The sequence below is a fragment of the Corynebacterium ihumii genome (assembly GCF_028609825.1).
GTDB classification, from domain to species: domain Bacteria; phylum Actinomycetota; class Actinomycetes; order Mycobacteriales; family Mycobacteriaceae; genus Corynebacterium; species Corynebacterium afermentans.
In genome coordinates this window covers 2,141,065-2,162,488 of the sequence record NZ_CP063190.1, presented here as the reverse complement: position 1 = coordinate 2,162,488, position 21,424 = coordinate 2,141,065, and the positions used below count along the sequence as shown (strand labels likewise).

Sequence of the window (21,424 nt, the reverse complement as noted above, 5' to 3'; positions counted from 1 at the left end):
CTCACCCGCACATTTCCCAATTGTTCACAGCCCCTGTGGATAACTCGGTTTGCGGTTTGCGTTACGGGGTAGTCTCATACACACAGCGAAAGGGGAGACCATGGGTGCAGACGACAGCTTCGACGACTACGTGCCGCCGCCAGAGCCAGCCACGGATTTCGGGGACTTCAGCGACTTCGACTTTGAGGCGTTCCAAGGCAACAATGGCAGCTCGAGGGGGCGCGGCGGGAGGGGCGGCAGCTCGTCGAGAAGCAACCGCTACTCCAACTTCAACCGCGGCAACAACGAGCTGCAGGAGTACCGCACCCCGCCGCACGACGAGCTGGCGGAGCGCTCCGTCATCGGCGCGATGCTGCTCAACCCGGACGTCATCTTGGATGTGGCGGAAAGCCTGCGCCCGGACGACTTCTACTTCCCGGCGCATCAGCTGATCTACCAGGCGGTGCTGGACCTATTCGCGCAGGGCAGCAACATCGACGTGCTGATCGTCGCCGGCCGCTTAGACCGCATCAACGAGCTCGAGCGCGTCGGCGGCGCGCCGTACCTGCACACGCTGATCTCTGAGGTGCCGACGGCCGCGAACGCGCGCTACTACGCGGAGATTGTGGAGGAGAAGTCGATCCTGCGCCAGCTGGTCAACGCCGGCACGCAGGTGGTGCAGCTCGGCTACGAGGGCGAAGAGGGCATGGAGGTCGACGCCATCGTCGACCATGCCCAGCAGAAGGTCTTCAACATCACCCGCAACCAGTCGGGCGAGGATTACCGCCCGCTGTCGGACCTGCTCAAGCCGACAATCGACGAGCTGACCATGATCGCCTCGGGCGGTGCGCTCGAGGCGGGCGTGCCCACCGGGTTCATCGACCTGGACAAGCTCACCAACGGCCTGCACGCCGGCCAAATGATCATCATCGCGGCGCGACCGGGTGTGGGTAAGTCCACGCTCGCGCTGGACTTCATGCGCTCGTGCTCCATCCACCAGAACAAGACGTCCGTGATCTTCTCTCTGGAGATGAGCGCCTCCGAGATCATCATGCGCATGCTGTCCGCGGAGACGGAGATCAAACTCTCCGCGATGCGCTCGGGGCAGATGGAGGAGCGCGATTGGGAGAAGCTCACCCACCGTCTCACCGAGATCCAGGACGCGCCGCTGTTTATCGACGACTCGCCGAACCTCACCATGATGGAGATCCGCTCCAAGGCGCGTCGCCTGAAGCAGCAGCACGGGCTGGACCTCGTGGTGGTGGACTACCTGCAGCTGATGAGCTCCGGCAAGAAGGTCGAGTCACGCCAGCAGGAGGTCTCGGAGTTCTCCCGCCACCTCAAGCTCCTAGCCAAGGAGCTCGAGGTGCCCGTGATCGCCATCTCCCAGCTCAACCGTGGCCCGGAGGCGCGCACCGACAAGCGCCCGCAGCTGGCTGACCTGCGTGAGTCCGGCTCGCTGGAGCAGGACGCCGACATGGTGTTCCTGCTCTACCGCCCGGACTCGCAGGACCGCGACGACGAGCGCGCGGGCGAGGCGGACATCATCGTGGCGAAGCACCGCGGCGGCCCGATCGACACCATTCCGGTGGCGCACCAGCTGCACTACTCGCGCTTCGTCAACATGGCGCACGGCTAGCTCGGGTAGTCCCCGACGATGTTGACCAGCGGGTGCCACATGCGGCTGGGATCGAAGCTGTAACTCATGTACGGGTCGTTGTTCGGCCCGTAGCAGCCCAAGGAAAACCCGGCAGATCCGATGTTGCAGGTCAGGTCGTAGGCCTCGCCGGTGATGGGACTGACCACTCCGTAGAGGTCTGTGTACGGCACCGACGTAAAGCCCGGCTTGTTGCTCCAGGCGTACTCCGCGCTGACGGCATGCGGGTACACGGCTGCGGCGAAGTCGCACGAGGTGGTGTCGTTGACGGAGATTTCCGCCCCCTCGGGCGTGGTGCCGCACTTTCCGCCGACTTGGCCCTGGTGCGCGGGGTCGAGGGGGAGCGCGCCGGCGGCTGGCTCGGCTGTCGTTTCTTCGACGGCTTCTTCGGCAGCGTCTTCAGCTGGGGCCTCCGTTGTGTCCTCGGCGGGTGCGGGGGCGGCCGAAGGAACGTCGTCACGCGGCTGCTCCGAAGCCTCCACCCACGACGTCTCGGTCACGTACACCACCTCCCCCTCGGAGGTCGAACAACCTGCAAGAACGAGCGGGGAAATGAGGGCAACAACAGCGGCGGCACGGCGCATGGGAACGTCCTTCGTCGGGGATCTGACATAGTGATCCTATCGCGAGTAAACCTGCCCTATGAACAGTTAGGCATGGCTCTCCAACGGTGACACGCTGCGAAAACGCGTTTATGATTCAACAGCACAACGCCGAAGTAGCAAAGGAGAAAGCCATGACCGTGCGTTCCATCAACGGCCCTGCCGCGTGCGCGAGCACGGTGGCCAAGCTCGACCCCAGCATTACCGTCGCCAAGACGGGGGAGAACACCCTCCTGCTCAACCTGCCGCGAAACATCGAGGAGATCGACAAGGCGACGGAGGACAAGTCGCTGCTGTCCCGCATCTCGCGCTTTTTTGCTTAGCGGCGGGCTCCGCTTTCCCTAGCCAATCGCCACCCCACGCTGCTCCGGCAGCGTAAACGCCGCCACGCAGGCCAGCGCGAAGGCGGCGGCGAACACCCCGAATACCGCCGTCGAGCCGCCTAAGGCGAGCACCGGCGGGACAATCAGTGGTGCGAGAATAGAACCGATGCGCCCGAACGCCGCGCCCGCGCCCGTGCCGGTCGCGCGGATAGCGGTGGGGTAAAGCTCTGGGCCGATCGCGTACAGGGCGCCCCACGCCCCGAGGTTGAAGAAGCTGAGCAGGCAGCCCGCGGTGATGATCTGCCATTCGGCGCTGGCCATGCCGTACGCGAACGCGGACAGTGCCGAGCCGGCGAGGAAGCTTGCGAGCGTGACGCGGCGTCCCCACCGCTCGATGAGCCAGGCGGCCGCGGCGTAGCCGGGCAGCTGCGCCAGGGTGATGATCAGCGTGAAGGTGAACGATCGCACCAGCGAGAACCCCTGCTCCACGAGCAGAGACGGGATCCAGATGAACGCGCCGTAGTAGGACAGGGACACGCAGAACCAGATCACCCAAAACGCGGCGGTGCGCCCGCGCAGGTCCGGGCCCCAGATGCCACCGTTGACGTGCTGTTCTTGCGGTGGCGCGGCGGTGTCGTAGTCCGCGGGGTCAGCCTCGGACTCGAAGTCGCGGACGATCCGCTCGGCCTCGTCGTGCCGGCCCACTGATTCGAGGAAGCGCACGGACTCCGGCAGCCCCATGCGCACGTAGATCGCGTACAACGCCGGTGCTGCGCCGAGCGCGAAGCCCCAGCGCCAGCCATTGTCGCTTTGCGCTACTACGAAGGTGCCGATGACGGCGGCCATGATCCAGCCCACCGCCCAGAACGCCTCCAGCAGCACGACCATGCGGCCGCGCACCCTGCGTGGTGAAAACTCGCTGACCAGCGTGGACGCCACCGGCAGCTCCGCGCCGAGCCCGAGGCCCACCAGGAAGCGGAACACCATCAGGGACGCCACCGACCACGCCAGCGCCGACGCGCCCGTGGCCAGGCCGTAGAGCAGAAGCGTCGCGGCGAAGACTTGGCGTCGGCCGATCTTGTCGGCGAGCAGCCCGCCCAAGCTCGCGCCGACCGCCATGCCGACGAACCCTATTGAGGCGATCCAGCCGGTGGTGGTGTTGCTCAAATTCCACTGCGCGGCTAGCGCGGCGAGGATGAACGACACCAGGCCGATGTCCATCGCGTCCAACGCCCAGCCGATGCCGGAGCCGACCAAAAGGCGTTTGTGTTTTGGGGTGACCGGCAGGCGGTCGAGGCGCTCAGTGCGGGTGAGCTGATCGGGAGAGTTCATGCGGGGGAGTGTAGAGCGCGCCGCACCACCCTTCACCCGTCAATATTCACGTGCGTGAGATGAGACCGAGTTAAACGCCCGCAGCCGCAGCGAGTTCGACACCACGAACACGGAGCTCAACGCCATAGCGATACCCGCGAGCATCGGGTTGAGGAAGCCCAGCGCCGCCACCGGGATGAGGATGACGTTGTAGGCGAACGCCCAAAACAGGTTGCCCTTGATCGTCTTCAGGGTCTTTCGCGACAACCTGATCGCGTCCGCCGCAGAGGTCAGCGAGTTGCGCATAAGCGCAATGTCCGCGGCCTCGATGGCCACATCCGTGCCCGCGCCCATGGCCAAGCCCAGGTCCGCCTGGGCCAGCGCGGCGGCATCGTTGACGCCGTCGCCGACCATGGCCACGTGCTTCCCTTCGGCCTGCAGGCGCTTGACTACCTCCACCTTGTCCTCCGGAAGGACCCCGGCGGTGACATTCGCCGGGTCGATGCCCACCTCCGCCGCGACAGCTGCGGCCGCGCCGGCGTTGTCGCCTGTGAGCAAGTGAGGCGTCAGCCCCAGGTCACGCAGCTGCGCCACAGCGTCTGCGGAATCCTCCTTCACGGTGTCGCGCACAGCAACAAGTCCTGCCAGGGCACCGTCCACCTCAACGGCCACCGGGGTCGCTCCAGCGCGCTCGGCGTCCTCGAAGGCGCTGGCCAGTCCGTCGAGCGGCACGGATGGGCGGCCGACGCGGACCGGGCGGCCGTCGATACGCGCGGACGCTCCCTTGCCCACCTCATTTTGGAAGTTCTCCGAAGCCGGCACGTCGCTGGCGGCTTCCACGATTGCGCGGGCGATCGGGTGCTCGGAGCCGGCCTCCACGCCCGCGGCGAGGCGCAAGACTTCGCCCTCCTCGAAGCCATCAGCTGCGACGACGTCCGCAACTCCCATTTCACCTGAGGTGATCGTGCCGGTCTTATCCATGACCACCGTGTCCACCTGGCGGGTGGATTCGAGCACCTCAGGGCCCTTGATCAGAAGCCCCAGCTGGGCGCCGCGGCCGGTGCCCACCAGAATCGCGGTCGGGGTGGCAAGGCCCAGCGCGCACGGGCAGGCGATGATCAACACCGCCACCGCAGCCGTGAACGCGTGGGCAACACCGTGGCCCACCAGCAGGTGCCCTGCCAGCGTCACCACCGCAACCAACACCACCGCCGGAACGAAGACCTGCGAGATCTTGTCCACCAGCCGCTCCACCGGCGCCTTGCCGGCCTGCGCGTCGCGCACGAGTTTGCCCATCTGCGCGAGCGTGGTCTCGGCGCCGACGCGGGTGGCCTCAACCACCAGCCGGCCTGAGGTGTTCAGCGTCGCGCCGGTGACCGCGGAGCCCTCGGAGACTTCCACCGGCACGGACTCGCCGGTGAGCATCGATTCGTCCACCGCCGAGTGCCCGGAGACCACGCGCCCGTCCGTGGCCACCTTCTCGCCCGGTCGCACGATGAGCCTGTCACCCACCGCCACCTGGGCAATCGGCACGCGAACTTCCTTACCGCCCCGGATCACCGCGGCGTCTTTGGCCCCCATGTCCAACAGCTCGCGCAGCGCCTCGGAGGACTGCCCCTTCGCCCGGGTTTCAAACCACCTGCCTAGCAGCAGGAACGTAATCACCACACACACGGATTCGAGGTAAATCTCGTCCATGCCCGCGTGCGAGGGGAAGATGGACATCTCCATGACCATCCCCGGCTCGCCCGCGTTGCCGAAAAACAGCGCCCACACGGACCACAGGTACGCCGCGGAGGTGCCCAGCGTGATCAGTGTGTCCATCGTCGCCGCGCCGTGCTTCAGGTTCACCCAGGTGGCGCGGTGAAATACGCTGCCCGCGGCGAAAAACACCAGCGTCGCCGCCGCAAACGCCGCCCACTGCCAGTTGGTGAACTGCAGCGACGGCACCATGCTCACCACCATCACCGGCAGCGACACCAGCGCCGCCCAAATCGTGGTGCGTTTCAGCTTTTCGGCTTCCTCCAGGCGCGCGTCTTCGAGCTTCTCGCTTGTCGACGCCCCTGCGGCCCCCGCCGCCTCACCCCCCACCGCGCCATCAGTCATTTCAAACGCGTCGTACCCGGCGGAGCGCACTTCGTCGATAAGCAACTGCGACGACGCCTTCGCCGGATCGAAATCGACCGTGGCGGTTTCGGTGGAGTAGTTCACCGAGGCGTCCACACCGTCGAGCTTGTTCAATTTGCGCTGCACGCGCGAAGAGCACGACGAGCAGGTCATCCCCGTAACGCCCAGCTCGACGTGCTGCAATGCTATGGGGGTTTCAGTCATAACCCCCACCCTAGGCCCGAGTTAGGCCAGTGTGTAACCGGCCTCTTTCACTGCGGCCGCGATGTCGTCGGTGGAGTAGCCGTCGCCCTCGACCGTGACCTTTCCGGTGGTGTGGTCCGCCTTCACCGCGGTGACGCCTGCGACCTCGGAGATCTCCTCCTGCACGCTCATTTCGCAGTGCCCGCAGGTCATGCCATCAACGTTGAACTCGCGTCCGGCCATGGTGTGTCCTCCTTATATCTCGATTACGTAGCCGGCGTTTTTCGCCGCCTGCACAATATCTTCGTCGGCGAAGGTGAAGCCGACAACCGTGAGGTGCCCGGCCTCGAGGTCCACATCCACCTCGTGGGTGCCGTCCACCAGCGACAGTTCATCTTTGAGCGAATCGACCGCGACGTCGTCCTTCGGACCCGAGATCCGGTACGTCTTCGTCATGGCTGCTGCACGCCTCCTGGTTTCCACTCGTTCCAGCCCGGCTTGGAATAGCTCGGACATTGTTAGGGTTGTACCCGTTGCAATCTCTACAACAATAACCAAAAGCTTTAAGGAGTGTACTTTGAGCACGATCGATGTAACCGAGGACACTTTCCAGGAGACCGTTACCCAGGACGGAATCGTGTTTGTGGACGCATGGGCGGACTGGTGCGGACCGTGCAAGCAATTCGCGCCGACGTATGAGAAGGCCTCTGAGAAGCACACCGACGTCACCTTCGCCAAGCTCGACACTGAGGCCAACCAGCAGCTCGCTTCCGCCCTGGAAATCCAGGCGATCCCGACGCTGATGGCGTTCCGCGATGGCATCCTGATCTTCCAGAACGCAGGGGCCTTGCCGCCGGCCGCGTTCGACGACCTTGTCCAGCAGGTCAAGGACCTCGACATGGACGATGTCCGTCGCCAGATCGCCGAGCAGAACGCCACCGAGCAGTAGGCCTTTTTATTCAGCGCCCGCAAGACGGGCGCTTTTTTCATGCGTACACTTGCTTAACGACGAATCCCACCACCGGAAGGACACTCCAATGGCGAACCCGTTTAGCAAGGGCTGGAAGTACCTCATGCAGTCGTTCGACACCAAGATCGACCAGAACGCAGACCCGAAGGTGCAGATCCAGCAGGCGGTTGCAGCAGCAAAAGAGCAGCACAAAGCAATCTCCGAGCACGCAGCCAACATCATCGGCAACCGCAACCAGCTGCAGATGAAGATGGAGCGCCTGATCAAGTCCCAGGAGGACCTGCAGAACAAGGCGCGCACCGCTCTGCAGGCCGCCCAGAAGGCGGAGGCAGCCGGCGACGCTGAGAAGTCTCAGCAGTTCAACAATGCCGCCGAGGTCATCGCCACCCAACTGGTGTCCGTGGAGCAGGAGCTCGAGCAGACCAAGCAGGCCTACGCCTCTGCCGACCACGCCGCCAAGGAAGCCCAGGCGAAGCAACAGCAGTCCGAGGCGAACCTGAAGGAGCAGCTCTCCCAGGTGGGCCAGCTCGAGTCTCAGCTCAACCAGGCCCGCATGCAGGAGCAGACGGCCAAGACCATGGACTCGATGAACCAGTTCAACGGCGACAACGTTCCCACCCTCGACGGTGTGCGCGACAAGATCGAGCGCCGCTACGCCAACGCGTTGGGCCAGCAGGAGCTGATGAAGGACTCCATGACTGATCGCATGGTCGAGATCGAGTCCGGCTCCACCGACGCCGCCGCCGCCAGCCGCCTGGACCAGATCCGCGCGTCCCTGTCCGGCGAGCTTGAGGCCGGCTCCGGTGCTGGTGCCGGTGCTGGCGACGCTGACCGCCAGCTCGAGGCGGGCTCGGGTGAGGGCTCGCAGGGCGAAGCGGTGCAGGGCGAAGCGGCGCAGGCGGAGGCCGCCGAGCCAGCCGTCGAGCAGAAGCCGTCCGGCAGCTCCCGCCGCGTCGCCGCCGACGCCCCGAAGACCGACGACATTCTCGCCGACGCCGAGAAGTACATGCGCGACGAGGACTAATCGCCTCCAACTAGCAGATCACAAACGGCCGCCTGACAGATTCCGCCGCGAAGTGTCGGCACCCTAGCGGATTGGTTCACTCGCTGAGACCTGATCAGTGAATTATTTCCCACTTGGACGGTTGAATAATTCACTATCCCCAGGTCGTCTAAAACTCACGACGGGATAGTTCACAAGCGAGTGAACTATCTCGCAATTGGGTCGGAAAAGGCGCCCCGAAGGCCGAAACCCCGGGGCGCCGCGAAATGCGGGAACCGCTTTAGCTCTCCCGGCGGATGTTGATGAGTACGCCGCGGATGCCGGAGTGGAACCCGTCGCGAAGGTTGACGCGCTGGGTCTCGGACAGGGTGTACTCGTGCAGGGTCTCGCAGGCGAACTGCAGCAGCGGCCTGTCGATCTCCGGGGGGAGCCCGCCGCCGGAGAGGAGGTGGGCGTTGTCCCGCTGTTCGCTGGAGGCGGCGTTTTCAAACCACCAGTTGGCGTACTGCTGCCCTACGTCGTGGGGGGTTTGGAAGCCGGCGGAGGTCCACACTTCCTCGGGCAGCGGCACGTAGCGGGAGCGCAGCTTGCGTCGCGGAGCCATCATCGAAGGCTTCGGCGCAGGCTTGGGGCCCGGCTTCGGCGCGCTCCCCGGCGTGTCCGATTTGGTGCCGGCGAGCGATGCAGGCGACGGCTTCGCGCCGCTGGCGGTGTCCGAAGAAGACGGAGCCGACGGGGCCGATCCGGCCGACTCGCTGGAGACATTCTGGTTGCCGGGTTTATTCGACTCGTTGTTGGCTTCCACCTGCGCCTCGGACGGCTCATCCATTTCGGGCTCTTCCGGGCGGTGGGTGCGTTGCTGCGGCGTTGGAGTGCCCACGATGTCGGACGGCTTCGGCACGCCACCGGGCTTGGGCGCCGGTTTCGGCGCGGCCTGCGCCGGCTGGTCGCCGTCTCGGCTGTCGTCGTCGGCTGCGTCCGAGCCGTCCCCCGAAGTGCCCGTAGCCTCAGAAACCGCGTCCGGCCCGAGCGGGTCTGGGCCCAGCCCTGGAACCTCGGTGGGGCCGACGGCTTCTTCGAGCGGAGCAGCGTCGTTAAGCGGGCGCTCTCTGATGCTCGGCGGCAGCGGGCCCTCGAGCACCTGGAGGCGCATGGCGTCGGCGAAGTCTTCGCGCGGGTCCAGGATGGTGGTGCTGTCGCAGGCGTGGCGCAGGGCGGAAGACATGGAGTCCCAGCCGAAGCCGTAGAGGTGCATGCGCGCGCCACGGCTGGTCACTTCCTCGACGCCGGGGATCATGTCCGCGTCGCCGGATACCAGCACGAAGTCGGTGAAGTTCTCGCTCATGCCGTTGATGACAAGGTCGGCGACAAGGCGGGTGTCCACGCCTTTTTGGGTGCGGCGCTCGCCCCATTCGATCAGCTGACCGGTACGCAGTTGCACGCCGTCGCAGGTGCGAAGCGCCCGCTGGTAGCGGTGCGGGCCGGAGTCGGGGATGCCGTCGTACCAGAACTGGCGGTGGATTGGTTGGTTGAGTTGGTTGGTGATCATTTTGCCGAGGGTTGCCACAACCTCCGGCAGGTCAATTTCTAACTGTGCCCGGGCGCCGATTTCCCACGAGTTGTAAAAGCTCGCGAGCAGGTATGACGTGTCGACGAACACAAGTGTGCGTTCAAGCATGGCTCCTAAATTCCGATTCTTTTTCGTTACTAAGTTGAGTTACACGCACCATCTTGCCTGAAAAGCCTCAGTCATTCCACGTCGTAATCATCACGGTTTGCTGCGAAGCTGTTGCGCTCGACAGATCGCCGTGATAGTCAGTTAGTTACTCGAGTAACTAACCAATCAACCGGAGGGCAGGGCATGAACACTGACGCAGAGCCGCTCTTCGTGCAGATCGCCAGTTTCGTCGCCGACCTCATCGTCGACGGCACCCTGCAACCCGGCGAGCAAGCACCGTCGACGAATCAGCTCGCCCAGTTCCACGAAATCAATCCCGCGACGGCGCGCAAGGGGCTTGCATTGCTTGTCGACGATCACGTGCTGGAAAAGCGCCGCGGCCTCGGCATGTTCGTCACCGACGGGGCCCGCGACCGAATCCTGGCCAAGCGCCGGGAGGACTTCGCCGGTGACTACATCGCCCCGCTCATCGACGAAGCCCTGCACCTGGGCTACACCCGCTCCGACCTCCACGACCTAATCGACCGCGTCGCAGAAAGCAGAGGCATGTACCAATGACCATCCACACCCGCGACCTCACCCGCAGCTTCGGCTCCAAGGACGTGCTCACCGGCGTCGACCTGGATCTCGGCCCCGGCATCCACGGCCTGCTCGGCCGCAACGGCGTGGGAAAATCCACGCTGCTGCGCATCCTGTCCGGGCAACTCAAACCCACCTCCGGCACCGTCGAGGTGTTCGGCGTGCGCCCCTTCGACAACGCCTTCGTCATGGACAACACCTGCCTGACCGGCGTTGATACCGCCTACCCGGGCACGTGGTCCGGCGCGGATGTAATCAAGGGCGCGCGGTTGCGCTACCGCACCTGGGACCAGCAGCTTGCCGACGCGCTGACCGCCGACTTCGCCATGGATCAGGCATTGGAAACCCGCTACGGGAAGCTCTCCCGCGGGCAGCGCGCCATGATCGCCATCGTTATCGGGCTTGCGTCCGGCACCGATCTCCTGCTCCTGGACGAGCCCTACGTCGGCCTGGACACCCACAACACCGAGGTGTTCTACCGCCACCTGCTGGACCAGGCGGACACCGGCCGCACCATCGTCATGGCCACCCACCACATCGAGGACGCCGCGAAGGTGCTGGATACGGCGGTGATTCTGGGGCGTGAGGGGGCCGTCGTCAAGCAATGTGCTCCCGAAGTCGCCGATGCCTTCGCGGTTGTGGGAGGGGAGCTTTTACCTATCGACGACGCTCCGCGCCATGCCCGCCCCGCCCGCTTCGACGACCTCATCGAGCACTACCTGGAGGTGTACTGATGAACACGACCTTGCCCGGATTCTTCCGCCACCAGTTCGTCGCGTCCTCGCTGTACAGGCTGCTGTGGATGGTGCCACTGGCGGCGATGTTCGCGCTCGGCGCGACGATTACGAATCACCCGCTTACTGCGGTGATGACGCCTGCATTTATGACCCTCTTTGTGATCGGTGCGCTCTCGACGGAAGAGACGGCCTACGCGGCCTACGGTATGCCGCGGGATCGGCGGCTACGGCTGACCGCGATGGCAGTGGTGCCGGCGGTGGTGATTGGCGCGGTTGTTGCGTTGCTGCTGCGGCCCGATTGGGTTGGCGTGCTGGGCGCTCTAGGTGCGCTGGCGATGGGCCTGCTCATGGGGCAGCGCTTCGTTAACGGCGAGGTGCCCGAAGGGCGCGAACGCGTGCGCGGCCGGCTGGGGTCTGGCGGTTTCCTTGTCGAGCTGGTGTGGAAACCGCAGCTGCTGTGGGCTTTGGGTATCGCGGCGGCGCATTGCGTGATGCTCTACCTGGCGAGCTTCATTGGTAGTGAGCCTTTGCGGTTGTGGATCGGGGCGTTGCCGCTGTTGGTTTGGTACGGCATGTATTGCATGCACGGCTCGGGAATCGCTGGCCCGGACGTGGGCGCGAGCTACGGGGTGCCACGACGGCGGTGGCTTGGAGTATCGCTCGCAGCGTCAGTTGTGTCGGTGCTGCTCTATACGGTCGTTGTTGGTGTTGTCTCGGGTTTGAGCTGGGACGCGGTGGTGGTCGGCGCGGCGGGTGCCTTTGCCTGCGCCGTGCTGGGATCGGCGATAAAAATCCGGCGCAGCGATATGGGGCTGTTGCCGGCGATGTTCTTGGCCATCCCTATTTCGCGCGCGGCGGAAGAGGCGTCCGTTATGGACGGGTATGTCGTGTATTGCCTGGGTGTATCGGGGTTGTTGCTGCTCATCGGCGTTGGCATGCACTGCGCGTATTTGGGTGGCTATATGAACCCAAAGCAGGCACTTAAGAACACGTAAAAAACCGCCTGTGCGCTGCGGGTTTGTGTTGTGTGTGGGGTGTGTGTAACTTATATCGAGTCAGCGAGACCGACAACGCCCCGCTGGAGAGCGAAATGAGGTTCTCTGGTTTGTGTGGCGGGCAGGAAAACAATCGTTGGCGGATTCCAAAGTCACTTTGATGCTGGCTCACTGTGTGTGGGTTGGTGTTGGGTGTGCTGGTGTTGTTTGAGAACTCGATAGTGTGCCAATGTACTTTTGTTGCGTGGGTGTGTTTGCCTGCCTCTTTTTGTGCACTGTGTGGTGGACGCCTTTTTGGGTGTGTGCCGGTGGTGGCGTGGTTGAATTCCAATGATGGATCGCGTCATCTTTTTTGGTTCATAGTGTGCGTGGGGTGTGGTTGAACATGTTTCACGTATTTTTTTGATCGGCCCTGTTTTGCCCCGTCGGGTTGGGGTCGGTTGTTGAACCTTGTAATTTTTGGATTTTTGCCAGTCCGGCGCCTGTTTGGGTGTTGGTTGGTTTGTTTTTGGTTGGGTATTGGGCTTTTCACGGCCTGTTTCTTTCTGAAACGTTTTTTGTGGAGAGTTTGATCCTGGCTCAGGATGAACGCTGGCGGCGTGCTTAACACATGCAAGTCGAACGGAAAGGCCAGTGCTTGCACTGGTACTCGAGTGGCGAACGGGTGAGTAACACGTGGGTGATCTGCCCTGCACTTCGGGATAAGCCTGGGAAACTGGGTCTAATACCGGATAGGACCACATTTTGGATGGTGTGGTGGAAAGTTTTTCGGTGTGGGATGAGCTCGCGGCCTATCAGCTTGTTGGTGGGGTAATGGCCTACCAAGGCGTCGACGGGTAGCCGGCCTGAGAGGGTGTACGGCCACATTGGGACTGAGATACGGCCCAGACTCCTACGGGAGGCAGCAGTGGGGAATATTGCACAATGGGCGCAAGCCTGATGCAGCGACGCCGCGTGGGGGATGACGGCCTTCGGGTTGTAAACTCCTTTCGCTAGGGACGAAGCGCAAGTGACGGTACCTGGAGAAGAAGCACCGGCTAACTACGTGCCAGCAGCCGCGGTAATACGTAGGGTGCGAGCGTTGTCCGGAATTACTGGGCGTAAAGAGCTCGTAGGTGGTTTGTCGCGTCGTTTGTGTAAGCCCGCAGCTTAACTGCGGGACTGCAGGCGATACGGGCATAACTTGAGTGCTGTAGGGGAGACTGGAATTCCTGGTGTAGCGGTGGAATGCGCAGATATCAGGAGGAACACCGATGGCGAAGGCAGGTCTCTGGGCAGTAACTGACGCTGAGGAGCGAAAGCATGGGTAGCGAACAGGATTAGATACCCTGGTAGTCCATGCCGTAAACGGTGGGCGCTAGGTGTGAGTCCCTTCCACGGGGTTCGTGCCGTAGCTAACGCATTAAGCGCCCCGCCTGGGGAGTACGGCCGCAAGGCTAAAACTCAAAGGAATTGACGGGGGCCCGCACAAGCGGCGGAGCATGTGGATTAATTCGATGCAACGCGAAGAACCTTACCTGGGCTTGACATACACCAGATCGCCGTAGAGATACGGTTTCCCTTTGTGGTTGGTGTACAGGTGGTGCATGGTTGTCGTCAGCTCGTGTCGTGAGATGTTGGGTTAAGTCCCGCAACGAGCGCAACCCTTGTCTTATGTTGCCAGCAATTCGGTTGGGGACTCGTGAGAGACTGCCGGGGTTAACTCGGAGGAAGGTGGGGATGACGTCAAATCATCATGCCCCTTATGTCCAGGGCTTCACACATGCTACAATGGTCGGTACAACGCGTTTGCGAGCCTGTGAGGGTGTGCTAATCGCTGAAAGCCGGTCGTAGTTCGGATTGGGGTCTGCAACTCGACCCCATGAAGTCGGAGTCGCTAGTAATCGCAGATCAGCAACGCTGCGGTGAATACGTTCCCGGGCCTTGTACACACCGCCCGTCACGTCATGAAAGTTGGTAACACCCGAAGCCAGTGGCCTGTTAAAGGGAGCTGTCGAAGGTGGGATCGGCGATTGGGACGAAGTCGTAACAAGGTAGCCGTACCGGAAGGTGCGGCTGGATCACCTCCTTTCTAAGGAGCTTTTATTTTGTGTGCCCACAGTTGTGGGTGTGTGTGGTTGAGTCGCCGAGTGTGTGACTGCCACTGTTGTTGTTTTTGCCGGGTGGAGGCATACCCGCTGGTCGCCGTGTCATCGAAGGTGGTGATGGTGGTGCCTGGTTGGGGTGTGTGCTGCGTGGTGTTGGGTTGGTGGATTCACCATATCGCGTGACAAAAGGGTTTTTCGTTGGTGCACTGTTGGGTGTCTGGGGCAGCATTGGTTGTTCCTGTTGGGCCCTCATGTCGGCTGGCCGCTGGTTGTGGTTGGTTGTGTGTGGGGTTGTGTTGTGTGAGAACTGTATAGTGGACGCGAGTATCTTTCTTTTTTGTGTTTTGGTGTTTATACCTGTTTGTTTGTGTGTCCGTGTGTTTTGTTACGGGCGTATGGTGGATGCCTTGGCATGCTGAGCCGATGAAGGACGTGTGAGGCTGCGTTATGCCTCGGGGAGTTGCCAACAAAGCGTTGATCCGAGGATGTCCGAATGGGGAAACCCAGCACCGGTTGTGTGGTGTTACCCGCAGGTGAATTCATAGTCTGTGTGGGGGTTGACGCGGGGAAGTGAAACATCTCAGTACCCGTAGGAGAAGAAAACAATTGTGATTCCGTGTGTAGTGGCGAGCGATAGCGGATGAGGCTAAACCGTGTGCGTGTGATACCTGGCAGGGGTTGCGTGTGCGGTGTTGTGGGGCGCAAGTGTTGCAGGCTGCCGACTGCAAGCGCAATTTGCATGCATCAGCGGAAGCATCTGGGATGGTGCACCGGAGTAGGTGATGAGTCCTGTACGTGAAGGTGTGTGTGGTTGTGTTGTTTGTGTTCCCGAGTAGCAGCGGGCTCGTGGAATCTGCTGTGAATCTGCCGGGACCACCCGGTAAGCCTAAATACTCAGTGTGACCGATAGTGAATGAAGTACCGTGAGGGAATGGTGAAAAGTACCCCGGGAGGGGAGTGAAAGAGTTCCTGAAACCATGCGCTTACAATCCGTCAGAGCAGCCTTGTGTGTGATGGCGTGCCTTTTGAAGAATGAGCCTGCGAGTCAGCGGCATGTCGCGAGGTTAACCCGTGTGTGTGGGGTAGTCGTAGCGAAAGCGAATCCGAATAGGGTGGCAAGTGGCATGTCCTGGACCCGAAGCGGGGTGATCTACCCATGGCCAGTGTGAAGCAGCTGTAAGAGGTTGTGGAGGCGCGAACCCACTTAGGTTGAAAACTGAGGGGATGAGCTGTGGGTAGGGGTGAAAGGCCAATCAAACTCCGTGATAGCTGGTTCTCCCCGAAATGCATTTAGGTGCAGCGTGATGTGAGCTTGCCGGAGGTAGAGCTACTGGTTGGTTGAGCGGGACTATCATCTTAGCGACGTCAGCCAAACTCCGAATACCGGTTATAGTGGTGCATTGCAGTGAGACTGTGGGGGATAAGCTTCATAGTCGAGAGGGAAACAGCCCAGATCGCCGGTTAAGGCCCCTAAGGGTGTGCTAAGTGGAAAAGGATGTGGGATCGCGAAGACAGCCAGGAGGTTGGCTTAGAAGCAGCCATCCTTGAAAGAGTGCGTAATAGCTCACTGGTCGAGTGGTTCCGCGCCGACAATTCAGTGGGGCTCAAGCACACCGCCGAAGCCGCGGCAAACAATTTTGTTGTTTGGGTAGGGGAGCGTCGTGTGTGGGGTGAAGCCGTATCGGAAGGAGCGGTGGACTGCATGCGAGTGAGAATGCAGGCATGAGTAACGAATGGCAAGTGAGAATCTTGCCCGCCGGATGACTAAGGGTTCCTGGGTCAAGTTCGTCTTCCCAGGGTGAGTCGGGTCCTAAGGCGAGGCCGACAGGCGTAGTCGATGGTCAACGGGTTGATATTCCCGTACCCGTATGTGCGCGCCCAGTATCGAAGCGGTGAGACTAACCACCCTGATCTGCCGATCGTTGCCATCCCTTCGGGGATGGTTGGTTGGTGGTGATGCGTGGGGCCTGATCCGTGGTAGGTCAGTGATGGGGTGACGCAGTGAGGTAGCTAAGCCGCTTATTGGATTGCGGTGCAAGCGTGTGGCACGACAACATTGGTCAAATCCGGTTGTCATCAAGTGTGAGGCGTGATGCGTAGCCCATATGTGGGTGATGTTGGTGATCCTGTACTGCCGAGAAAAGCCTCTAGCGATGTGCATGTACGGCCCGTACCCATAACCGACACAGGTGGTCAGGTAGAAAATACTAAGGCGAGCGGGTGAACTGTGGTTAAGGAACTCGGCAAAATGCCCCCGTAACTTCGGGAGAAGGGGGACCACAACCGGTGACACACATTCGTGTTGAGCTGGTTGGGGTCGCAGAGAAGAGAGGGGAGCGACTGTTTATCAAAAACACAGGTCCGTGCGAAGACGGTTAAGTTGATGTATACGGACTGACGCCTGCCCGGTGCTGGAAGGTTAAGAGGACCCGTTAGGACATTGTGTCCGAAGCGGAGAATTTAAGCCCCAGTAAACGGCGGTGGTAACTATAACCATCCTAAGGTAGCGAAATTCCTTGTCGGGTAAGTTCCGACCTGCACGAATGGCGTAACGACTCCCCTGCTGTCTCAACCACAGGCCCGGTGAAATTGCAGTACGAGTAAAGATGCTCGTTTCGCGCGGCAGGACGAAAAGACCCCGGGACCTTCACTATAGCTTGGTATTGGCATTCGGTGCGGTTTGTGTAGGATAGGTGGGAGACTTGGAAGCATGCACGCCAGTGTGTGTGGAGTCGTTGTTGAAATACCACTCTGACCGTAGTGGATATCTAACCTTGGCCCATGATCTGGGTTGGGGACAGTGCCTGGTGGGTAGTTTAACTGGGGCGGTTGCCTCCCAAAATGTAACGGAGGCGCCCAAAGGTTCCCTCAGCCTGGTTGGCAATCAGGTGTGTAGAGTGTAAGTGCACAAGGGAGCTTGACTGCGAGACTTACAAGTCGAGCAGGGACGAAAGTCGGGACTAGTGATCCGGCACCTACTTGTGGATGTGGTGTCGCTCAACGGATAAAAGGTACCCCGGGGATAACAGGCTGATCTTCCCCAAGAGTCCATATCGACGGGATGGTTTGGCACCTCGATGTCGGCTCGTCGCATCCTGGGGCTGGAGTAGGTCCCAAGGGTTGGGCTGTTCGCCCATTAAAGCGGCACGCGAGCTGGGTTCAGAACGTCGTGAGACAGTTCGGTCTCTATCCGCCGCGCGCGTTGAAACTTGAAGAAGGCTGTCCCTAGTACGAGAGGACCGGGACGGACGTACCTCTAGTGTGCCAGTTGTTCCGCCAGGAGCACGGCTGGTTGGCTACGTACGGGAGGGATAACCGCTGAAAGCATCTAAGCGGGAAGCCTGTTTTAAGATGAGGTTTCATTTGAGGTTCCCAGGAGACTACTGGGTTGATAGGCCGGACCTGGAAGCACAGCAATGTGTGGAGGCGACCGGTACTAATACACCAATAAACACCAACACCAAACAATACGTTTGATGGTGTAAACACCGCGAAGAAACACAAAAGCATGTTGCTTGCGTCCACTGTGCAGTCACTGACACAACACACCAACCCGGCTACACACCGGGATGGCCAACATAATTGCATAACGCTGAATTGTTGATCAGCCGAACATGCCCCAATAGGTGTGTCGGTGGTTGATGGCGGCGGGGAAACGCCCGGTCCCATTCCGAACCCGGAAGCTAAGCCCGTCCGCGCCGATGGTACTGCTCCCGGGAGGGAGTGGGAGAGTAGGTTACCGCCGACCCAACAACTTCACACAAGCACCCGCCGCACCAACACTGATGGTGCGGCGGGTGCTTTGCTATGCCTGGCCCGAACCCACCTGGCTAGACTCCGCATTGCGGACAACCGCACCCGCACCCATTATTGGTGCACACCAACCAATTCCGTGCCCGGGCCTCACTCCGCTTTGCGGACAACCATGACGGCACCCATCATTGGCGCACACCCATAAAATCCCCGGGGCGAAATCACCCGGCGGGACGCGACCGGTCAACGAGGGGCCACAGAGGTCGCGGGGACAGCACACGCAGCCACGATGACGCCGACAGTGGGACGAAAGTCGAGTACCGGACGTCGAGTACGCCCGCATACACCGACGAACTCGACCTCCACTACTCGACCAACAACGCACCCACAACAACCCGAGACCGGTTCAGACTCCGCCTTGCGGACAACCCCAGATGCACCCATCATTGGTGCACACCCACCAATTCCGCACCCGGGCCACACTCCGCATTGCGGACAACCACGGCGGCACCCATCATTGGTGCGTACCCACGAACTATAGATCGGGGGCCACACTCCGCATTGCGGACAACTGCGCCTGCACCAACAACCGGTGCCCGCCCACGAACCACGTAGCTGGCGGTCTCGTAAAAGTTGACACAAAGCGCGCGATTTCCCACCTGGGCAAACAGTCGCCGAAAACGGCCCGATCGTCAACGTTTGCGAAAGCCGCCGCCGCGAACATCCGCACTGCGGACAACTCTTGGTGTACCAACTATGGGGCCGGCCCACGAAACTGCGGTTCAGGACCAGGCTCCGCATTGCGGACAACACCTGGTGCACCAACAATGGGGAACACCCATAAATCGTTATACAGGTAGCGGCCTAGAGTATCGGCGGCTACAGGGTTGGCCAGGTCGCGCTCAGGCGGAACTGCCGCTTGCGGCCGCTCAGCGGGTCGGTGAATTCTAGTGCGGTGCACCGCAGCAACATTGGCAGGGAGAAGTCCTCGGTGTCTGCCGGCATCAAATTGGGGTAGATCCTGTCGCCGAGGATTGGTGCTGCTTCCGCCATCATTTGGACGCGGAGTTGGTGGGTGCGGCCGGTTTCGGGCTGCAGCACATACCGCCCCAGCGCGCCTGAAACGCCGTAGCGCTTTTGCAACGCCACTTCTACGGCGGGTTCTAACCGCGAAACGTTCGACACTACGGTCGAGGCGTTCGGCTCGGTGTCTGGCACCAACCGGGCGGCGGGCTTGCCGGATTGTTTGGTCAGGTGGTGGTGCCAGGGGGTGGCCGGAGGGACGTCGTGAAGCAAGGCAATTGCTTCGTATTCCTTGCGTACCTCGCGGCGCGCGAAGAGTTCCTGGTAAGCGCCGCGGATCTCGTGGCGTTTCGTCAGCAAGAGTAGTCCGGATGTTGCCCGGTCAAGGCGGTGTGCGGGCGTGAGCTCTTCGTTGCCGGTCGCGCGTCGCAGTCTCACGGTGGCGGTCTCGGTGATGTGGGACGCGCGCGGCATGGTAGCCAAAAATGGCGGTTTGTTTACGACAAGGAGGCCGTCGTCCTCAAATACCGTGGTGATTTCGAAGGGCACTGGCTTCTCGGGCGCGGGCCGGCGGTAGAAGAAGACGTCGGTGCCGGGTTCCAGCCAGGTCTCTGGGGTGAGCGGGGAGCCATCGCGCTTGACGACGGCACCTTCGGCGAACCTTGCCAAGACCGCATCCACGTTGTCTTCGGGATGGCGGTGGCGCTGGGTGGACACGAGATGCCAGATGAATTCGGCGGCCGAGATACCCGGCCCTTCTGGCACGCGTGCGCGGGTGGCGCCGAGGCCGTCGCGAGGCGGGAGCGGCCCTGTATTCTTTGTCTTTTTCCGTGCCATGCTGTGTAGTACATTAGCCGCCATGGATTTAGGGTCTTTGGTTGAACCGCTGACGGCATTTTTCTCCGAGGGTATCGGTAAGGCCATCATGGACGTTCTGAGTGTGATTTACCAGGTGCTGTTCCCCGCGAACGCCCCGGCGGCGACGCCGCAGGAACTGCCGCGCTAACACGCCGGACAGCAGTAGACTGGGGTTATAACCAGCCGATCTGAGGGAAGGTTTGTATATGACCCAGGAAGATATCGTTGTCGTTGCCGTAGACGGCAGCCCCGCCTCCGACAATGCAGTCCGTTGGGCTGCAAATACGGCGATGAAGCGCAACATTCCGCTGCGCCTCGCGGCGGCGTACTCGATGCCGCAGTTCCTGTACGCGGAAGGCATGGTGCCACCGCAGGAGGTCTTCGACGAGCTGCAGCGTGAAACCTTGCAGACCGTGAACCGTGCGCGCGAGGTCGCGCTCGAGGTGGCGCCGGACCTGCACATCGGCCACGCGGTAGCGGAAGGCTCGGCGATTGACATGCTGCTGGAGATGTCCAAAGAATCCACCATGGTGGTGATGGGGTCCCGCGGTTTGAGCGGGATCTCCGGCATGGTGCTCGGCTCGGTGTCCGGCGCTGTGGTTTCTCACGCGTCCTGCCCGGTGGTGGTTGTGCGTGAAGACAACGCTGTGACGGAAGCGAACAAGTACGGCCCTGTCGTCGTCGGCGTGGACGGTTCTGAAGTGTCGCGTCGCGCCACGGAGGTGGCCTTTGAGGAGGCAGCCGCCCGCGGTGCGGAGCTGCACGCGGTGCACACCTGGGTGGACACCCAGATCCAGGGGCCGGGAGCAGGCTACGCGGTCTCCGAGGACCACTGGAAGGCTGTGCGAGCGGAGAAGGACGAGCTGTTGAGCTCGTACCTGAATGAGCTTTCGGAGCAGTACCCGGACGTGGTGGTAAAGAAGGCCATCACCCGCGACCGCCCGGTGCGTGCGCTCGCAGCAGCTGCGCAGGGTGCACAGCTGCTGGTCACCGGCTCGCACGGCCGCGGCGGATTCAAGGGCATGCTGCTGGGCTCGACTTCGCGCGCGCTGCTGCAGGAGGCTCCGTGCCCCATGATGGTCGTGCGTACACAAGATTTGTAAGCGAATTGTTACGCAACTGCATGCAATGCGTTGCTCGCCCAATCCATAAGGGGCGCATAATGGCTCCCGTACTGATTAACAATTAGAAGGGTTTGAAACACTATGGCACCTGCAATGGGTCTTATCGGTTGGATTGTTATCGGCGGTCTTGCTGGCTGGATCGGTTCGAAGATCCAGAACCGTGACGCGCAGATGGGCATCGGCCTGAACATCGTGGTCGGCATTATCGGCGGTCTGCTTGGCGGCTGGCTGCTCTCCGTGTTCGGTGTCGACGTTGCTGGCGGCGGGCTGTTCTTCAGCTTCCTCACCTGCCTGCTCGGCGCGGTGATCTTGCTGTGGATCATCAATCTGGTGACCAGCAAGCGTCGATAGGCGAAAGTGTGAAATCCCTCGGGTGGAACCCGGGGGATTTTTTCGTGCCCGGTGGACTATACGTACCGGTTTGTCTATATTGAT

At 61.7% G+C, this 21,424-nt stretch carries 17 protein-coding genes and 3 rRNA genes; 13 read left to right on the top strand and 7 right to left on the bottom strand.

Annotated elements, in window-relative coordinates; genetic code table 11:
• Positions 1-100 precede the first annotated feature (100 nt).
• On the top strand, positions 101-1,618 hold the full coding sequence (gene dnaB / locus CIHUM_RS10470) for a replicative DNA helicase (RefSeq protein ID WP_034996522.1): 1,518 nt from the start codon (positions 101-103) through the stop codon (positions 1,616-1,618).
• Here the strand turns inward: dnaB and CIHUM_RS10465 are convergent.
• Positions 1,615-2,220 (bottom strand): hypothetical protein, encoded by a 606-nt coding sequence (locus tag CIHUM_RS10465; protein ID WP_051106175.1) that lies wholly within the window; start codon positions 2,218-2,220, stop codon positions 1,615-1,617. The two genes, dnaB and CIHUM_RS10465, sit on opposite strands and share 4 nt — an antisense overlap.
• A gap of 152 nt (positions 2,221-2,372) precedes the next feature.
• Between CIHUM_RS10465 and CIHUM_RS10460 the strand changes: the two genes are divergently transcribed.
• A complete protein-coding gene (locus tag CIHUM_RS10460; protein ID WP_034996521.1) occupies positions 2,373-2,561 on the top strand; it encodes a hypothetical protein in 189 nt (62 codons plus the stop codon).
• Positions 2,562-2,579: 18 nt separating this feature from the next.
• On the opposite strand, the gene CIHUM_RS10455 is transcribed toward CIHUM_RS10460, so the two are convergent.
• From CIHUM_RS10455 to CIHUM_RS10440, 4 genes are read right to left on the bottom strand one after another with little or no spacing between them, the layout of a single operon-like run.
• Complete coding sequence (locus CIHUM_RS10455; RefSeq protein ID WP_034996519.1) at positions 2,580-3,893, bottom strand: MFS transporter; 1,314 nt, start codon at positions 3,891-3,893, stop codon at positions 2,580-2,582.
• Between the two features lie 39 nt (positions 3,894-3,932).
• Positions 3,933-6,203: a heavy metal translocating P-type ATPase gene (locus tag CIHUM_RS10450; RefSeq protein ID WP_034996516.1), complete on the bottom strand. Its 2,271-nt coding sequence runs from the start codon at positions 6,201-6,203 to the stop codon at positions 3,933-3,935.
• A gap of 21 nt (positions 6,204-6,224) precedes the next feature.
• Positions 6,225-6,425, bottom strand: coding sequence for a heavy-metal-associated domain-containing protein (locus CIHUM_RS10445; protein ID WP_034996513.1), 201 nt, complete (start codon positions 6,423-6,425; stop codon positions 6,225-6,227).
• A 12-nt stretch (positions 6,426-6,437) separates the two neighbouring features.
• Positions 6,438-6,698 carry a heavy-metal-associated domain-containing protein gene (locus tag CIHUM_RS10440; RefSeq protein ID WP_148363802.1) on the bottom strand — a complete coding sequence of 87 codons (261 nt, stop codon included), beginning with the start codon at positions 6,696-6,698 and terminating at the stop codon, positions 6,438-6,440.
• Positions 6,699-6,759: 61 nt separating this feature from the next.
• Between CIHUM_RS10440 and trxA the strand changes: the two genes are divergently transcribed.
• A complete protein-coding gene (trxA, locus tag CIHUM_RS10435) occupies positions 6,760-7,131 on the top strand; it encodes a thioredoxin (protein WP_034996507.1) in 372 nt (123 codons plus the stop codon).
• Between the two features lie 88 nt (positions 7,132-7,219).
• Positions 7,220-8,176, top strand: coding sequence for a PspA/IM30 family protein (locus tag CIHUM_RS10430; RefSeq protein ID WP_081634340.1), 957 nt, complete (start codon positions 7,220-7,222; stop codon positions 8,174-8,176).
• A 259-nt stretch (positions 8,177-8,435) separates the two neighbouring features.
• Here the strand turns inward: CIHUM_RS10430 and CIHUM_RS10425 are convergent, their stop codons facing one another.
• Positions 8,436-9,833: an NYN domain-containing protein gene (locus tag CIHUM_RS10425; protein ID WP_034996505.1), complete on the bottom strand. Its 1,398-nt coding sequence runs from the start codon at positions 9,831-9,833 to the stop codon at positions 8,436-8,438.
• A 183-nt stretch (positions 9,834-10,016) separates the two neighbouring features.
• Between CIHUM_RS10425 and CIHUM_RS10420 the strand changes: the two genes are divergently transcribed.
• From CIHUM_RS10420 to rrf, 6 genes are all read left to right on the top strand, one after another.
• A complete protein-coding gene (locus CIHUM_RS10420; protein ID WP_034996504.1) occupies positions 10,017-10,391 on the top strand; it encodes a GntR family transcriptional regulator in 375 nt (124 codons plus the stop codon).
• Positions 10,388-11,146 carry an ATP-binding cassette domain-containing protein gene (locus CIHUM_RS10415; RefSeq protein ID WP_051106173.1) on the top strand — a complete coding sequence of 253 codons (759 nt, stop codon included), beginning with the start codon at positions 10,388-10,390 and terminating at the stop codon, positions 11,144-11,146. The genes CIHUM_RS10420 and CIHUM_RS10415 overlap by 4 nt, the downstream gene beginning before the upstream one ends.
• Positions 11,146-12,144: a hypothetical protein gene (locus CIHUM_RS10410; RefSeq protein WP_034996502.1), complete on the top strand. Its 999-nt coding sequence runs from the start codon at positions 11,146-11,148 to the stop codon at positions 12,142-12,144. The genes CIHUM_RS10415 and CIHUM_RS10410 overlap by 1 nt, the downstream gene beginning before the upstream one ends.
• 556 nt (positions 12,145-12,700) lie before the next feature.
• Positions 12,701-14,215: ribosomal RNA gene (locus CIHUM_RS10405) — 16S ribosomal RNA — on the top strand.
• 391 nt (positions 14,216-14,606) lie between these two features.
• Positions 14,607-17,692, top strand: a 23S ribosomal RNA gene (locus CIHUM_RS10400).
• 169 nt (positions 17,693-17,861) lie between these two features.
• Positions 17,862-17,979, top strand: a 5S ribosomal RNA gene (gene rrf / locus CIHUM_RS10395).
• The 16S, 23S and 5S rRNA genes sit together here, the layout of an rRNA operon.
• 884 nt (positions 17,980-18,863) lie before the next feature.
• On the opposite strand, the gene CIHUM_RS10390 is transcribed toward rrf, so the two are convergent.
• Positions 18,864-19,844, bottom strand: coding sequence for a pseudouridine synthase (locus CIHUM_RS10390; RefSeq protein ID WP_035000285.1), 981 nt, complete (start codon positions 19,842-19,844; stop codon positions 18,864-18,866).
• Positions 19,845-19,866: 22 nt separating this feature from the next.
• On the opposite strand from CIHUM_RS10390, the gene CIHUM_RS10385 reads away from it, so the two are divergent.
• The 3 genes from CIHUM_RS10385 to CIHUM_RS10375 all read left to right on the top strand — a co-directional run bounded on the left by CIHUM_RS10385 (position 19,867) and on the right by CIHUM_RS10375 (position 21,340).
• Positions 19,867-20,013: a hypothetical protein gene (locus CIHUM_RS10385; protein ID WP_172796707.1), complete on the top strand. Its 147-nt coding sequence runs from the start codon at positions 19,867-19,869 to the stop codon at positions 20,011-20,013.
• Between the two features lie 58 nt (positions 20,014-20,071).
• Positions 20,072-20,968 (top strand): universal stress protein, encoded by an 897-nt coding sequence (locus CIHUM_RS10380; RefSeq protein WP_035000284.1) that lies wholly within the window; start codon positions 20,072-20,074, stop codon positions 20,966-20,968.
• A gap of 102 nt (positions 20,969-21,070) precedes the next feature.
• Positions 21,071-21,340 carry a GlsB/YeaQ/YmgE family stress response membrane protein gene (locus CIHUM_RS10375; protein ID WP_035000283.1) on the top strand — a complete coding sequence of 90 codons (270 nt, stop codon included), beginning with the start codon at positions 21,071-21,073 and terminating at the stop codon, positions 21,338-21,340.
• The last annotated feature ends 84 nt before the right edge of the window (positions 21,341-21,424 follow it).

Coding starts and splice junctions, on each gene's coding strand:
- CIHUM_RS10390 (WP_035000285.1), bottom strand. CDS start 19,844: ATGGCACGGAAAAAGACAAAGAATACAGGGCCGCTCCCGCCTCGCGAC.
- CIHUM_RS10430 (WP_081634340.1), top strand. CDS start 7,220: ATGGCGAACCCGTTTAGCAAGGGCTGGAAGTACCTCATGCAGTCGTTC.
- CIHUM_RS10445 (WP_034996513.1), bottom strand. CDS start 6,425: ATGGCCGGACGCGAGTTCAACGTTGATGGCATGACCTGCGGGCACTGC.
- CIHUM_RS10380 (WP_035000284.1), top strand. CDS start 20,072: ATGACCCAGGAAGATATCGTTGTCGTTGCCGTAGACGGCAGCCCCGCC.
- CIHUM_RS10450 (WP_034996516.1), bottom strand. CDS start 6,203: ATGACTGAAACCCCCATAGCATTGCAGCACGTCGAGCTGGGCGTTACG.
- CIHUM_RS10410 (WP_034996502.1), top strand. CDS start 11,146: ATGAACACGACCTTGCCCGGATTCTTCCGCCACCAGTTCGTCGCGTCC.
- CIHUM_RS10420 (WP_034996504.1), top strand. CDS start 10,017: ATGAACACTGACGCAGAGCCGCTCTTCGTGCAGATCGCCAGTTTCGTC.
- dnaB (WP_034996522.1), top strand. CDS start 101: ATGGGTGCAGACGACAGCTTCGACGACTACGTGCCGCCGCCAGAGCCA.
- CIHUM_RS10385 (WP_172796707.1), top strand. CDS start 19,867: ATGGATTTAGGGTCTTTGGTTGAACCGCTGACGGCATTTTTCTCCGAG.
- CIHUM_RS10375 (WP_035000283.1), top strand. CDS start 21,071: ATGGCACCTGCAATGGGTCTTATCGGTTGGATTGTTATCGGCGGTCTT.
- CIHUM_RS10465 (WP_051106175.1), bottom strand. CDS start 2,220: ATGCGCCGTGCCGCCGCTGTTGTTGCCCTCATTTCCCCGCTCGTTCTT.
- CIHUM_RS10460 (WP_034996521.1), top strand. CDS start 2,373: ATGACCGTGCGTTCCATCAACGGCCCTGCCGCGTGCGCGAGCACGGTG.
- CIHUM_RS10455 (WP_034996519.1), bottom strand. CDS start 3,893: ATGAACTCTCCCGATCAGCTCACCCGCACTGAGCGCCTCGACCGCCTG.
- CIHUM_RS10440 (WP_148363802.1), bottom strand. CDS start 6,698: ATGTCCGAGCTATTCCAAGCCGGGCTGGAACGAGTGGAAACCAGGAGG.
- CIHUM_RS10415 (WP_051106173.1), top strand. CDS start 10,388: ATGACCATCCACACCCGCGACCTCACCCGCAGCTTCGGCTCCAAGGAC.
- CIHUM_RS10425 (WP_034996505.1), bottom strand. CDS start 9,833: ATGCTTGAACGCACACTTGTGTTCGTCGACACGTCATACCTGCTCGCG.